Source organism: Gracilibacillus caseinilyticus, assembly GCF_022919115.1.
Classification (GTDB): domain Bacteria; phylum Bacillota; class Bacilli; order Bacillales; family Amphibacillaceae; genus Gracilibacillus; species Gracilibacillus caseinilyticus.
Genome location: NZ_CP095072.1, coordinates 1,373,896 through 1,389,084, shown reverse-complemented (window position 1 = coordinate 1,389,084; position 15,189 = coordinate 1,373,896). Strand labels below are relative to the sequence as shown.

The window sequence follows — 15,189 nt, the reverse complement described above, 5'->3', positions numbered from 1 at the left end:
CAAAGGAAGGACAAACTCCTTAACAGATGCTATTTCACTTTTTATCTGAATTTGAAAAGCGTCAAAAAATAGTCGGTACCAGTCCACCATCCATACGGATTGGAGACCCTTTAAATGCGGATGAAAAAGGACTACAGACAAATGTAGTTAGCCTGCCTATTTCAGTAGGTCTGATAAACCGCTGTAATTCAGATTGAGGGAGGTTTGCAGTCATAAATTCTTTCTCTTTTTTTGAAAAAGACATATCTTTATCAGCATACATACCCTCAATGATTTGATACACATTTTCAGAAAGCGTTGGTCCCGGCATGATTGTATTCACTGTAACGTCTTGTCCTATTGTTAATTTAGATAAGCTTTTTGACAATGATAATAACATTGATTTTGTCATACAATACTGTGGCATTTGTCCTGAAGGCATAACTGCTTCTTCACTCGCAATAAAGATTATCCGGCCAAACTCGTTGTTCAACATTTTAGGTAAATAAAATTTAGATAATCCATTGGCAGCAAGAACGTTGGTACGGAAGTATTTTTCCCATACTTCATCGTCAACGTCCTCATATTTCATCATTTCATAAATACCCATATTGTTAACTAAAATATCAACATTGGGATATTTTTCGAATAAAACTTTTCGCTGTTGAATATCTACAATATCGGCTGTTGCATTTTTAGGAGAGGTAGTCGGGAAGTCTGATTTAACTTCATTTACAACTCGTTCAACCTCTTCATAATCTCGCCCATTAATAAGGACATTAACCCCTTCTTTGGCAAGTTCTATTGCAATTGCTTTACCAATTCCTTTCGTTGAACCTGTAATTAAGGCCGTTTTGTTGGTTAATCCCATATCCATCATATATGTCTTCTTTTCCATTATAGTTAAAAACAAGATCAGTTTATTGAGTTTGTATCTAAATGTTTTGCACGCCAACTTGAAGGAGTATCGCCTTCCCAAAGTCGAAAGGCCCGATAGAAGGAGTTTTGGTCTTCGTATCCAACCAGAAAGGCCACTTCGCCAATATCAAGTGAGGGATCTGCTAAGTATCCTCTTGCCTGCCCTTGCCGGACTTGTGCCAATAGATGATTAAAGTTTATTCCTTCGTCATGGAGACGACGCTGCAATGTGCGTATACTCATCCCTAATTCCCCTGCAATCAGCTGAAGGTTGGAGGATCCTCCCGCAAGGCTACGCTTCATCATCCACTTAACCATCTCGGTAATGGATTTACTATGTTGATGCCCGTTTAATGATTGGTCTAATGGGGGCGTCAGGATTTCAAGCAATTCTGCGTTATACGAGACAAAGAGGCAATCAAGGTCACTTTTATGGAGCGTTAATTTGTTACAACTTCCGCCGACTTGGACATGGCAGCCAAAATAAGCTTCGAGTGACTGAACTTCACCCAATAAATCCGAAAATTCGATGGATTTCGCCATCAATGCATGACCAGTTCCCCTGCTTCCTAACTCCAAAAGAAATGCTAGCGTAATACCGGTTAACATCGGCGGACCTGGTCGATCGGTTTGCAGCCAATCTAGTTTGATAGTACAATCATCGCCTGCCTCTGTAATAAGTAAACTTTCAGGGGGGCACAATCGTTTATACCGAGCCATGCGTGTTAGTGCGTCATGGTAGTCACGGGCATGGTAAGCTGCCAGAACAGTTGGCGGGAAATGAACGGTTTCGAATCCGGTCGTTAACTTGATATTTCCCTTAGCAGTATCACCTATGATATCTGAATAAGCCTGCCAAATAGAGAAATATTGGAGGGAGGTGACAACTGGTTCATTAATAATAGTGAGTGGAAGTCCCGCTTTTCGAACTATCTCGTGTGGGGTAATCCCTAATTGACGTAATCCTGTCCAAAATCCTGCTGGGAATTTAATATGAGCATAAGACGTCATTTATAAAGCCCCTCCTTAGCTATCTATAACTTTATAAGTTTTATTGTATCTGCCTTGTTGGCAGGACAATTATAATATTACCAATCCAATGTTGCTTTGTAACTAGCAAAAAGCGACCTTCCACTAACTTATTACGTCAAATAAAGCAATTTACTTATATGATTGAAAATCAATTAGCATTTTTGTTATTTATTCTTGTTCAATAGACAGCCTGCGTCATCATAAAGCACTACTTCCTTTCCTCAGTATTTTAGCCCAATTGAAAAGGGCACGTTATTTGATAAACGCGCCCGATAGTTCAATATAAAAAATTAATTTTTGTCGTTTTTGGTCAATTCCTCACGTATTCTTTTTAGTTCTTCAGTCTGTTCTAAGATATTACTGTTAACTTTCCTTATTGCATCGTATATGGCAAAAATACCAAAAAAGATTAAAACTAAAAATAGTAAATCCATTTTTTCCTTATCTCCTTAATTATTCTTTTACTAAAGCCACCCTATAGTTGAATTAGGAGTAGTTAATTAATGTTTGCATCATTTAATTCATTGTTTATGGTACTTTCCCACCAAGTATTCTGCTTACCATTCAGGTACTCTTTTATTATTCTTCTCAATGGATATGGTTGTAGGTCTCCCAATTCATTTGTGCTACGCCAAAAAAACTCTATATGTGGTTCCATAGATTTTGGTTCTATACTTACTTGAATTTTTTCAATATTAATATTAAATACCTGGTTTATCTCACAATTTAAAACACCTTGTTTTGTCCACTTATGTTCTACTAATCCGAGAAAATCACCTACAAATTAACTCCAAGCTCTTCCCTAACTTCTCTAATTAGTGCATCCATAGCACTTTCTCCAAATTCAATGTGACCACCCGGTAAAAAGGTGTTTTTCTGACCTAAAGCGTGTGCAACCAATACTTTATTTTCTTTGGCCAATACCCCTCGAGCTAAATGATGAAATGGTTGTTTCATTTACTATTCCTCCTACTATTAAAGAAAAGTACCTGTTGTACAATATTTCGGTTATGTATTCTTTATAGTAACTTTTCCTTCTTTATTTTCTGCATGATTCCATTTAACTTGTATTTCGAATGTTCCATCTTCAAAGAACAAAGGGAATCTTCTTCTGATTGATTCCTGCATTGGTAAGTCATATGCTTCCTCTATATTTACCCAAGCTGCCTTTCCTTCTGGTCCATCTTCAATGAGTTCTCCTATGAAATCCTTTGTAATGTAATTAAAAATCATGTATCTATCCATAGCAACTGGATTTACATATTCATAAAGACCCTTAAAAATAAGGTTGCTTACTTCTAATCCAGTTTCTTCTTTTACTTCTCTGATTGCACTTTCTACTATACTTTCAGGAAATTCAACTTTGCCCCCAGGTGGAATAAATCCTTTGAAATTATCGTGTTGTCTATCAAGTAGTAAAACCTTGTCTTCTTTTTGAATCATGCAGACAGTCCACATTTTATAATTTATAGAATTACTCATTTGTTCTCTCCTATATTTTTATTTCAATTTCCCTATTTATGTCTTAACTCTTTTTGCACTATATTGCTCTTTAATAGAATAAGAGCTGCATCTCTTGTTCAGGAAAAGCACCCTTTAGCACAAGAAGCCTAACCTTTATTTATTTCCTTCCATTCATTCTCTAAAATACTCATTTCCCATAAACTCCAGTATCCGTCACCAATCTTTCTTGAGTCTCTAAGTAACCCTTCTTTTAAAAATCCCGCCTTTTCATAACACGCAATTGCTGAAGCGTTAAAATCAAATACACCGAGACTAACTCTATGTAGGTTAAGTTCATCAAATGCAACTTTGAGAATTTCTTTCATCATTCGTAAACCTATTCCTTTACCTCTGACATTTTTATCTCCTACCAACACTTTTCCTATTCTTGCTGACTTATTGTTTTTATCAATATTGCCTAATGATATATGTCCTATTATATATCCCGTTTCCTCTTCTATAACACTGTATACCAAAACAGGAGAATTATCAGTGTTCGCATCTTTAAGATAATTTTCCAACTGTTGTTCAGTTAATGGGAAACTAAAATTAGGACCTCCCCATTGGAGTAAAAATTCTGGGGTTTCAATCCAATTTATAAGTTGTTGAAAATCTGAACGTTCAAAAAATCTTAATTTAATCATAAAAAACGTTTTCCTCGTTTCTATATCTAATATTTGAATTGAAGCTATTAACAGTGTACCTCTTGTTCAGGATTCGCACCCTATAGATTAAGTGTATTTCTTCACAAGATTATTCTATTTCCATTCAGTTATTACAGGATTGCTGCCCCTTTAGTTAACCCTTGAAAGACCTTCTTTTAAGTATGTTAAAAGTAATTGTTTTGAAGACGTCATGTTATCATTTCTAAGATTTCTCATAATACCTATCTTAATATCTGAATTGCTAATCTCAACATCTAATTTCATACAATTGTCTGGAATAGGTATGGAAGAGACAATTACACCTATTGTTCTATCTATGGATGTAATAAACGTTGGGATGACCGATAACTGGCTAATCGTATAACAAAAGGGCTTTTTAGAAATAGTAAGTAGTTCCTTTTCTAACTTTAATTGATAAATGCAGTTCTTTCCTCCAGTAACTATTGGATAATCGCATAGTTCTTCTAAGCTGTATCTTCTACTATTACCAGCGAAAGGATGCTTCTTGGAGACGATAAAAGCTAACTTCTCTTCATATAAAGAATCAAATGTGTATGGAAATTGTCCTGCTATTTCTGCACATATAGCAAAGTCTACTTCGTTTTTCTCCAGAGCAGCTGCTAAAGAATTTGTATTACCTACAATAATATTGCAAACAATTTTAGGCTTTTCCTTACTAAATCGAGCTAGAATACTTGGTACTATATTCGTTATTGAGTCAATAATACCTATATTAATAGTTCCAACTTCTTCTTTTTGTATTGCTTTTGCCTGCTCCGTAACAAACTTCCAATGGTTGATAAGATCATCAACTTCTTCAGCAAATATTTTCCCCGCAGGTGTTAATTTGGCTTCCCACTCTCTATAGAAAAGGTCAATTCCTAATTCCTTTTCTAATCTTTTAATTTGATTCGTAATAGTTGATTGTGCATAATGAAGTGATTCTGCAGCTTTGGAAAAAGTCCCTTGTCTTAGTATCGTTTGAAAAGTGATTAATTCTTTTAAATCCATTGTATCTCCTCTTCATCGAAATTATTGAACTAGATCATTCAATTAATTCAATTATACAGATAAAGGATTATAAACTACAATGATATTAGTAATATAGAGGAGGGAATAACATGCCATTTATTAAAATTAGTTATCATGAAGAGCAATATAGTAAAAAAGAATTACAATTTATTAGTACACAAATAATGAATTCTCTAATCAAAGAATTTGATGTTCCATATGATGATTTTTTTCAAGTATTTGATTCACACAAAAATGAACAGTTCCATTTCAATTCCCACTATTTAATCAATGCAAAAAGAACTAAAAAACTTTTGTATATTCTAATTACATGCGGAATAGGTAGAACTATTGAACAAAAGAGGAATCTATACAATACACTGACTGAAAACCTTAGTGAAAACAATATTGTCACTAAAGAAAATGTTTTTATCATTCTTAATGAGACTCCATTGGAAAATTGGTCATTTGGTATGGGAGAGGCACAGATGGTTACTAATTTAAACTCTGCTACTACAATAACAAAAGAAAATCATTTCTCTTATAAAGAAATAAAATCAAATATTAGAAGTACGCTAGGAGATTTAGCTCCTGCATTTGTAGACTATACTGAAAGTGTGCTTTTTGGTGATTTATGGAAGAGAAAAAACTTATCGATGCGAGATAGAAGTCTTATTACACTTTCTTCTTTAATTACAGCAGGTAATATAGAACAATTACCATTTCACATCAATTTAGCGAAGGAAAATAAAATCAATGAAGATGAAATAATTGAGTTAATTACGCACCTTGCATTCTATACTGGCTGGCCTAAGGCAGCTTCTGCACTGGATGCAACAAAAAAAGTATTTTCATCATAATCTGTATTGGATAAAAGTGTGTTGAGCATGGTTCAACACACTTTTACTGTAAAAACCCTTTTTTATAAAAAAATCCATATTATTTTACCTTTTTTTATTAGATTGATAATTGTTGATGTAGTAAGTAATTCCTCTTCCACTAACCTGCTTCGCTAGTTCAATAAGCATTCCATTAATTGGCCCGATTGTTGAACACCTCCCCTATAAATAAAACCTTTTTTATAAAGTACTTTATTTCATAAACAAAATTATTTGCTACACAGTATACGTCAACTTCGCAATATATCTTTTATCACCAGAAGGATAGAGGTGGTAAAATTCAATAGCCTTAATTCCCCACCCCTCCACTAGCAACCTTAGTAGCTAGTACTGACAGAAAGCCGATCGCCAAGCGTAAAAGCGGTAACAAAACAAACAGCAATGGGATTAGTATGGAATTGTACAAGTACTCCATGTAATGCCTGGGTACGAATTACGTCTTATGAAGATACCATCCTGGACTGGAACACAAACAGTGCCCGGTTTATGGTGAGGTCATGGAACAGGGTGAAAAAAGAGATAATGGTGAAACGGTAGTGCCTGCAATCAACACATTGGGGGCAGACCCCCTAAAAAGACAAAAGTACTAATTTGTCCTCTGTATGAGAACAGTTCTATCCATTTCATTTGGACCAAGAAAAAGCAACTTCACTTACACTGTTCTCTCTTACTGTACAAATCATTACCATTTGTCTTTTTGTGGGGTCTGCCTCTGTGTCTCTATAAAATAGGAAAAATTAATTTTCCAGAATAGTGTGTCCGTTATTTTAGCAGAAACTGTATCATTTTAAATGACGGTCACACCCGGACATTATATTTTAGACGGTTTTTAACTTTTACCATTTGGATTATAATAGAAGTAAGTTTTTACTGGATTACATGAAAAGAGGAAAGAATATATGTTGAACATCATTGGTTATCGCACCATAAAAACGGCGCTAGGTGCTGCACTTGCCATATTCATAGCAGAACAGCTGCAGCTTGATTTTTACGTATCTGCAGGAATTACTGCGATACTTTGTATATCAGTGACAAGAAAAGACTCTCTAAAAGCTTCCTGGCAGAGAATCGTTGCGTGTGTCATTGGATTGGCATTAGCGACCGTCCTGTTTGAATTGATCGGGTATAACGTTATCGTGCTCTGTGCTTTACTGCTTCTGTTCATTCCGATCGTCGTGTATGTCAATGCAAAGAAAGGCATTGTGACAAGCACCGTATTCATGCTCCATCTATACACACTGGAACATGTTACAGTCGGTATTCTGCTCAATGAAATCCTGCTGTTATTGATTGGGGTTGGAGCGGCATTGCTAATGAATACATATATGCCAAGCAATGAAAAACAAATGCGAAACATTCAAGGAGAAATCGAGCAATGTTTTCAAAAAGTCTGGTCTGAATATGCGCGCTATTTAAGGGAGAATATCACAGATTGGAGCGGGGAGGAACTCATCATCGCTTCCAGGAAAATTGATGAGGGACTTGCAAATGCATTAAAAGCGACCGATAACCATTTATTTCGCCATGATGATTACTTTTATCAATATTTTAAAATGAGAGAAAGTCTGCTTGAAATTATGGAACGCATGCTACCGCTGATATCAACGCTTGATTACACCGTCGTTCAAAGTCAAAAAATAGCTGCGTTTATGGAAGAACTCAGTAATGCCGTTCATCCAGGCAATACCGCCATCTATTATTTGAAAAGGTTAGAGGAATTGACGGCAGAATTTCGGGAAATGGAGTTGCCGCATTCCAGAAGAGAGTTCGAAGTGCGATCGGCATTATTTCATTTATTGTATGAGATGGAGAATTATTTGACGATTAAGAAGAAATTTAAACCAGATCCGGAGAGGAATAAGCGATTATAGCACATTGGAGTCAGACCCCCTAAAAAGACAAAATCACTAATTTGTCCTCTGACTGTACAAATCGTTACCATTTGTCTTTTTATGGGGTCTGGCACCTACCCCAAAACCTGCCGTTATTTAGTTGGCAATGGAGCATGGGCTGAGTGGCTCTATTAAGGGGGAGCACAGCAGGAAGTAAAAAGCATGCAATTACCCTTATCGAAGGCATTACATAATGTGTTGACTAAATCGGTTGAGAAATTGGTATCGATACGGTAAAATGCCAGGAATGGATTCAAACAAGTCATATGGTATTTGTTATGTTACTAAATTTCTTTTTTTTAGATATTCGATGTAGTTGATAGCACATCATCTATAGCGAAAAGGTATTCTTTCCATAAATAATTTGCCTTCTGCAAATTGGAGCGAAAACTATGATACTTTCAATTCCACATTGTGTGCTAAACTATTCTTGTCCTTCATTGGACACGCCTCCTTCTTAGGTGAGATTTAGTGGTCGGGAAACCAACTTTATCTTACCATGAAGTGAGGCTTTTTTTGATCCCACGCAAAGAGCTTTCCGGAACCCCTGAAACAGACAGGTGTTTCCAAAAAAATTTAATAAAGGAACGCCTATGTATGGCGCCCCTTTATACTATATTACAGTCTAAAAATCAACATATTTCTCACAATTCATTTGCCCACCAAAGACTTAGATGGTTCTTTAAAGCATGACGCTTTTAAGAATTCTCTCCAGATTCAGAATAACTGTTTAAATAATCGACAACTTCTTCAGGCACTTTAAAACCAAATGAGAAACCTTTAAAACTAAATTCTATATGGGGCGTGTCTTTGAATGTGGTCATAGTAGCAACCTCTTCTAACCCCCCATCTCCAGCTGCACCAACTTCTTGATACATTTTAAATATTATTCCTTTATTTGCGTCAGATGGAATATCTGCTAAATCCCAATTATCAATTTTAAGCGATTCAATAAAATTTTCAATTTCTGCATCCTCTGAAATGGACATGATAACATCAAAACTGTCTGGTGAGACTACGTCAATTTTTTGCGCCTTTTTGAATTCATTTTTCCATTCGCTATTGGTGTTGTCATTTCCTGAGTTACATCCTACCAGAGTAAATGATACACTCACCATCACTAGTAAAAAAGATAACAAAGTTTTTTTCAAATTAATGCACTCCTTATATTGTATTTTTTTGTTAAAACTAATACCTTTATTTGTAAAACAACTCATACACCTATATTCTCTTAAAACCACATATATGCAATATGCTATATAAAATAGTGGTTTTTGATCAAATGAATGTTAGCTAATTGTGTAGGAAGCACGTTCGTTTGGCATTTGTTGTTCATAAAGTTTTTGATAAAAAGGGTGGTCCTCAATGAGTTTTTGATGGACACCTTTACCAGTTACAGTCCCATTTTCGATAACAACTAATTGATCCGCATGAATTACGGTAGACAATCTGTGAGCAATAATTATGGTAGTTCTTCCGTCCATTAATCGATATAACGCTTCTTGAACTAATTTTTCGGAATTACTATCAAGGTGGGCTGTAGCTTCGTCTAATAGTAATATCTCAGGATCGCGAATCATAGCTCTTGCGATGGCTAATCTTTGTTTTTGCCCTCCTGACAGACGGATACCGTGCTCTCCAACTTCTGTGTCAAATCGTTTTGGTAAAGAATAAATAAATGATTCTAGATTCGCATCGGTAACAGCTCTTGCTATTACGTCTTCTGAGCAGTTATCTAAACCATAAGTTAAGTTGGATCTAATTGATCCCGACATAATGGGGGCGTCTTGAGAAACATATGCTATTTTATGACGCCATTCAGAAAGTGGAATGCTATGAATAGGATTTCCCTTATAAGTAATGGTTCCTTCGTTTGGTTGATAAAAACGTTCGATCAGAGAAAAGATAGTAGTTTTTCCGGCCCCACTTGGTCCAATGAAAGCTGTAACTTTTCCAATTTCTGCTTGAAAATTTATAGAATGTAATATCGGTTCATCCTCTAAGTAAGAAAAGAAAACATTTCGAAAAGTAAGAGTGTTGCGAGTTTCGACTGATTCAGCTAATTGTAAGGTGTTAATTTCCGGCTCTGTTGAACGAATATAATTAATTCGCTCACATGCCCCTAAAGCTTTTTGAAATTCCGCAAAGAAACTCGTTAATTGAGAAAAAGGTGTTGCGATTTGGAACATGTAAAAAATAATGGCCACCAGTGAACCTGCTGATAACGTTCCTTCTGAAACTCTAAAACTACCATAACCGAATAAAACCACAAGAACGAGAAGCATTAAACTCATTGTAACAGGTTGAATAATAGCCATTATTTTTCCCTCTTTTAGCCCGAAGTGAAACAGTTTTTGCATGCGCTTTAAACCAGTAGCTCTTTCTTGATTTTCTGCTAAAAAAGATTTAACCAATCGAATATTAGTTAAGACGCGTCCAAGGTCTCCTTGAAATGATGCAGTTTCATCTTGTAACCCTTTAGAGATTTTGTACATGCTTTTTCCTAAGGGGATCATAACTAGTATTACTGTTGGTACTATTAGGAGCATTAGACAAGTCATTTTCCAATCTATAAATAAAAGTAGCGCGATCGATCCAAGGATGGACACTAAGCCTGAAATAAAGGGGATTAACTGCGAGGAAATAAAGTCTTTGATGATTAGTGTGTCGTTAGTAATTCTGCTCATCACACTACCTGAAGAGTGTTGATCAAAATAAGATATGGGTAATCGTAAGATTTTATCCCAAGTATGTCTGCGAAGAGATAGTACTACGTATTGCCCTATGTAGTTCATTACATAAATGGAGCAAGAAGAAGAAATAAGTTGTGTTAAAAATACACCGCTCAATAAAATAACTGTCTGGATATCAATACTAGTGTAGCTGCTTAATCCATCGATAAATCCTTTTGCCATCAAGGGTATTATTAAAGATAAACAGGTCTGCAACAGGACTAGAGTTAAAGCTAATGCTATTAACCATTTTGATGGTAGGAAAGGCTGGATCATAATTTTGAAACTTTTTATACCCGTTATATTTCTTTTTTGCTTCATCATCAGTTAATCCTTTCTTAGCAATTTTTTAATTCAAAATGTTTTGAAATTTCATCTTGACAACTTCATGATATTATTAGACAATGTGATTGTCAATCAATTACCAGGGAAATTTAGTAAAAAAGGGTGCGATTTTACACAAAGCGAACATAGCGCAGAAAGTAGTCAAGTGTTTATATCCTCTCTTTTTTTTCATTTTAACTCTCCTCTTTTCTTTCTCATCACAGATATTTTCAAATTTATCCTTGACAACTTCATAGTATTATCAGAGAATGAAAGTGTAAAAAAATTACAGGTAATTTTTAGTAAAGAGGTGTGGTTATAAATAAAACTTTCGAACTTGTCATCAGAACAAAAAAAAATATTGCATTGCTTAGGAAAGATAGAATTTTGGTTTAAGAAAAAAAAGTCTTTTGGCAGTGCGAGTATTATTCGAACAACTAGCATCCCGATCGTCGTGACCGCAGCTCATTGTTTATACGATTGGGACGACCAAAGTTTTTATAAAGACGTATCATTTTATCCTTATATCGATGGTTTGAAAACTAAGATCAAACCGAGAATGGCCGTAATACCTAAATTATGGGCTACACAAGGAGCTCTTGATTATGATACAGGTTTTTTAACTTTTGAATCATCTTCTACTATTCATGAATATCACACACACGCCATCTCAGCTGCGTTCAACCTACCACCAGAATTAACTTATTTTGTTACAGGTTTTGAAAATAAAATAATCCCTTCTCAGAAACCATTCATAAGCCATGGAAAGGCACAAGAAGATACTTATATGAATTCAACCTTACAAGGGGTGAACAGTAAGTACAAGAGCGGAATGTCAGGAGGCGCCTGGGTAACGAAATACCAGGGGCAGTTTGTACAAAATTCCGTTACAAGTCTAAGTTTTAAATCAGTAAAAAATGTTCTTTGGGGTCCTTATTGGGGAAAGACTATTGAGTCAGTTTTTAAAGTAGCTTCTGGTTGCGAAGAGCCTGACTCTAGCGTCTTAACACATAGATATAACCCATAGAAAGGAGGTATCTTTTAATGTCACAAAAAGAGGATATGCATAATGTGTTAAATTTACAAAAAATGAAAAACACGCAGCGGAACGCCTTAACATCAAACTTAAGCGTGATCTGTAAAGAAGAAAGTACAATCAGTCTTTTTGCCTGTCTACCAGATGATTGGAATTAAAACGAACGTTATCATCATTTACATTCTACTAGGTGATTGTAATTTATTTTAGCATTGACAGGGGGGGTTAAAAGTTGTCATATAACCAAGAAATGTCGGACATCCTTCATCTTCAAACGTTGAAGGCTAGTGAAAATGATCCACACTTTACAACAATCGCATCTACTGCCAGCGTTTTTGCATGCTTTGGTAATACGATAGCAAGTACGATTAGTGCTTTGGCTTGTTAACAAACATTTTTGATTTAAGCTATTTGAGGTGAATGTCATGGACATGCGTTATTTAAGGTATGTGCTACCTGGAGAACGATATTATGAACCACCTAAGATAAGAGCAGAAGATTCAACACTGTGTGTATCTACTATACCTGAAGGGTGGAGAACACAATCGGACGATCACTGGGTTTATTATGTTAAACCCAATTCTACACTTCCTATACAAGGTTGGAAGATCCATATAAGTTCAACTGCCAAAGAGGCTCAAAGCACACTAGACATCGTTTCTTCATTTTTATTTAAAGAATCTATTCCATTTAAACATGTTTCGAATATTAGGGAATTAGTGTTCAAAAACTCAAAATATGGGGATCGAGGTAGTTCTGGTAAATTCATTACTGTTTATCCCTTAAATAATAAGAATTTTGAATATTTGATGAAGCAATTACATGAACTATTAAGCGGTAAGCCTAACGGGCCTTACATTCTAAGTGATAAGCGGTGGTTTGACGGGAATGTGTATTTTCGCTATGGGGCTTTTGGAGAAATGTATGTTTCCGAGGGTGCTGCTAAAATTCCAGCAATCAAAACACCCACCGGAGAGTATGTCCCTGATTCACGTGAGGCGTATTATGTTGTTCCGCATTTTGTAAAAGAGCCTGACTTCATTCAAGAAATGACGGAAATTCAAGAATCAAAGATGGTTACTCCCTCAGAATTAAATAACTATGAAATGGACTCTGCTCTCCATTTTAGTAATGGTGGCGGTGTATATTTAGCCTATTTAAAAGAAACCGGTGAGCAATTCGTACTCAAAGAAGGTAGACCTGGTGCAGGGCTTGACGGTCAAAGTAAAGATGCGGTTGAACGTCTTAATCACGAAGCATCTATATTGAAAAGACTGAAAGGCTTGAATCACGTCGTTCAATATCGTGATTTGTTCCAAGCGTGGGAGCATACATTTCTTGTAGAAGAATATATATCCGGTACGCCTTTAAACACTTGGTTAGCAGCATATTATCCATTTTCAAACAATGAAGACTACTCTGATTATAGTCCAAGATTAATTAATATTTTAAAGCAAATTATTCAAGCTTTAGAGGAGATTCATTCACGTGGTGTTGGTATGGGAGATCTTCAACCAGCTAATGTTATGGTCACTGCATCCGATGAGGTGAAACTTATTGATTTTGAGTCTGCTAGTGATATTAGTGACGATAAACATCCTGGATTAATGACGCCGGGATATACCGGTTCAATTGATCTAAATCGAAAACAAGCTGATTGGTTTGCATTATCCCGTATAGCTAGGCAAGTTTTTGTTCCGATTGGACCAGTTTATGATATGGCTGAGGATGTTCTAAATAAGCATGATGAATGGATTATCAGAACATTTGGGCAAGAGGCTTTAGATATTATAAAGGGTATTGAAAGCAAATGTGAGGAGTTAGAGGCGACGCCTATTGAGAGTGTCCTATCTGCTCCATCCCAATTCTTGAAAAAAGAGGACTTACCACAGATTATAGAAAATCTGAGGAAAGGAATCGTGGCTGATTTAAGAGATGGTCAAAGACTGTTACCAGGAGATATCCGTCAATTTGAGTCACCAAATGGACTATTAAATGTTCTAACAGGTGGTTTTGGTGCAGTGATGGCGTTATCACGCACCGGTCAATTACCCCCAAAAGCTGAAGAATGGGTGGAAACATATAGTAGCGAAACCTACTTCAAAGATCTGGATTATGGTCTGTTCACAGGAAAGGCAGGCATTGCTGGAGTTCTATATGAAACTGGAAGAATAGATAAAGCTAAGAAAATATATGATTCGATTCCAGAACAATTGGATATGAATGATATATCTCTCATGTCAGGATTATCTGGTATTGGGTTAGGGTTGTTATCAGCCTCAACTCTACCTGAGTTGGATTATTTATTAGACAAAGCATTATCTATTGCCGATCAACTTGAATTACTACTTGAACAAGATGTACCAGTAAGGCCGAGTGATATGGATGCTATTCCGATTGGGCTCTTGGATGGATGGTCTGGCGTCTCCTTGTTTTTTAGCGCATTGTATCGAGTGACAGGTGATAACCACTGGTTCAATTTGTCTAACCGTTCTATTGCCAAAGATATGGACCAATGCGTTTTGGAAGACTCCGGATTGTACCAAGTGAAAGATAATTCGCGGTTTGTGCCATATCTTTATGGTGGCAGTGCGGGAATTGGTTTAGCAATGATTGTTCTCCGACAGTTACAGGAAACAAAGCTTTGGGAAAAAGAACTACGAGGGATTGGGCATTTGACAAAATCCAAATGTTTTTATAGTCCTGGATTATTTAGGGGATTAACAGGACTCATTGAGTTTGCAAATGCAATTGACTCTGAATTAAACATTATGGGTGATACTCATGTCGAAAAAGCGATCGAAACTATTAATCTATTTTTGCTAGAAAGTGATGGAAAATACTATTTACCAGGAGACTATAACTATAGAATTTCTGGTGATGTATTTTCAGGTTCATCAGGTATGCTCCTTGTATTAAATGCAATTAAATCAAGTAGATATTTCTCATGGATGCCAATTCCTGAGATTAATAAGTTATTCCCAGTTTCTTTGAAAGGGGGTGAATCACATGAAACAAGTACTTTCTCTGCAACAAATGGAATCTAAGAGAACTGTTGAGTTAAGAGCTGGATCTTCCCTTAGCATCAACTGTAAAGTGGTTAGCACGATCAGCATTGCAATTTGTTAGTATTTACTTATTAGACGAGAGCCCATGATATTTAGTGGGCTCTTTTGTCATTTAGTTTATAAGATCCTA

Annotated in this window: 15 protein-coding genes; 7 read left to right on the top strand and 8 right to left on the bottom strand. The window is 35.9% G+C overall.

Features of this window, described 5'->3' with window-relative positions; all coding sequences use genetic code 11:
* Positions 1–61: 61 nt before the first annotated feature.
* From MUN88_RS06755 to MUN88_RS06730, 6 genes are all read right to left on the bottom strand, one after another.
* Positions 62–856, bottom strand: a complete 795-nt coding sequence (locus MUN88_RS06755; RefSeq protein WP_244724356.1) for an SDR family NAD(P)-dependent oxidoreductase — start codon at positions 854–856, stop codon at positions 62–64.
* A 38-nt stretch (positions 857–894) separates the two neighbouring features.
* Positions 895–1,908: an AraC family transcriptional regulator gene (locus MUN88_RS06750; protein ID WP_244722523.1), complete on the bottom strand. Its 1,014-nt coding sequence runs from the start codon at positions 1,906–1,908 to the stop codon at positions 895–897.
* Between the two features lie 798 nt (positions 1,909–2,706).
* Complete coding sequence (locus MUN88_RS06745) at positions 2,707–2,886, bottom strand: NUDIX domain-containing protein (protein WP_244722520.1); 180 nt, start codon at positions 2,884–2,886, stop codon at positions 2,707–2,709.
* Positions 2,887–2,937: 51 nt separating this feature from the next.
* Positions 2,938–3,411, bottom strand: coding sequence for an 8-oxo-dGTP diphosphatase (locus MUN88_RS06740; protein WP_244722518.1), 474 nt, complete (start codon positions 3,409–3,411; stop codon positions 2,938–2,940).
* Positions 3,412–3,539: 128 nt separating this feature from the next.
* A complete protein-coding gene (locus MUN88_RS06735; protein ID WP_244722516.1) occupies positions 3,540–4,076 on the bottom strand; it encodes a GNAT family N-acetyltransferase in 537 nt (178 codons plus the stop codon).
* A 150-nt stretch (positions 4,077–4,226) separates the two neighbouring features.
* On the bottom strand, positions 4,227–5,108 hold the full coding sequence (locus MUN88_RS06730) for a LysR family transcriptional regulator (protein WP_244722515.1): 882 nt from the start codon (positions 5,106–5,108) through the stop codon (positions 4,227–4,229).
* A 110-nt stretch (positions 5,109–5,218) separates the two neighbouring features.
* Between MUN88_RS06730 and MUN88_RS21810 the strand changes: the two genes are divergently transcribed.
* Both MUN88_RS21810 and MUN88_RS06715 read left to right on the top strand, forming a co-directional pair.
* The gene (locus MUN88_RS21810) at positions 5,219–5,968 is read left to right on the top strand and encodes a tautomerase family protein (protein ID WP_369809949.1); all 750 of its coding nucleotides are present in this window, start codon (positions 5,219–5,221) and stop codon (positions 5,966–5,968) included.
* Positions 5,969–6,906: 938 nt separating this feature from the next.
* On the top strand, positions 6,907–7,878 hold the full coding sequence (locus MUN88_RS06715) for an aromatic acid exporter family protein (protein ID WP_244722513.1): 972 nt from the start codon (positions 6,907–6,909) through the stop codon (positions 7,876–7,878).
* Between the two features lie 719 nt (positions 7,879–8,597).
* Here MUN88_RS06715 and MUN88_RS06710 read toward each other — a convergent pair.
* Positions 8,598–9,050 (bottom strand): hypothetical protein, encoded by a 453-nt coding sequence (locus MUN88_RS06710; protein WP_244722512.1) that lies wholly within the window; start codon positions 9,048–9,050, stop codon positions 8,598–8,600.
* 138 nt (positions 9,051–9,188) lie between these two features.
* A complete protein-coding gene (locus MUN88_RS06705) occupies positions 9,189–10,955 on the bottom strand; it encodes an ABC transporter ATP-binding protein (protein WP_369809948.1) in 1,767 nt (588 codons plus the stop codon).
* Between the two features lie 337 nt (positions 10,956–11,292).
* On the opposite strand from MUN88_RS06705, the gene MUN88_RS06700 reads away from it, so the two are divergent.
* The 5 genes from MUN88_RS06700 to MUN88_RS21805 all read left to right on the top strand — a co-directional run bounded on the left by MUN88_RS06700 (position 11,293) and on the right by MUN88_RS21805 (position 15,120).
* A complete protein-coding gene (locus MUN88_RS06700; RefSeq protein WP_244722511.1) occupies positions 11,293–11,982 on the top strand; it encodes a trypsin-like serine peptidase in 690 nt (229 codons plus the stop codon).
* A 17-nt stretch (positions 11,983–11,999) separates the two neighbouring features.
* Positions 12,000–12,149 (top strand): class III lanthipeptide, encoded by a 150-nt coding sequence (locus tag MUN88_RS06695; protein WP_244722510.1) that lies wholly within the window; start codon positions 12,000–12,002, stop codon positions 12,147–12,149.
* A gap of 74 nt (positions 12,150–12,223) precedes the next feature.
* Positions 12,224–12,379 carry a hypothetical protein gene (locus MUN88_RS06690; protein WP_244722509.1) on the top strand — a complete coding sequence of 52 codons (156 nt, stop codon included), beginning with the start codon at positions 12,224–12,226 and terminating at the stop codon, positions 12,377–12,379.
* A gap of 37 nt (positions 12,380–12,416) precedes the next feature.
* Complete coding sequence (gene lanKC / locus MUN88_RS06685; protein ID WP_244722508.1) at positions 12,417–15,038, top strand: class III lanthionine synthetase LanKC; 2,622 nt, start codon at positions 12,417–12,419, stop codon at positions 15,036–15,038.
* Entirely contained in the window at positions 15,001–15,120 is a 120-nt protein-coding gene (locus tag MUN88_RS21805; protein ID WP_369809947.1) for a class III lanthipeptide, read from the top strand. Before lanKC ends, MUN88_RS21805 begins: the two co-directional genes overlap by 38 nt.
* Positions 15,121–15,189 lie beyond the last annotated feature (69 nt).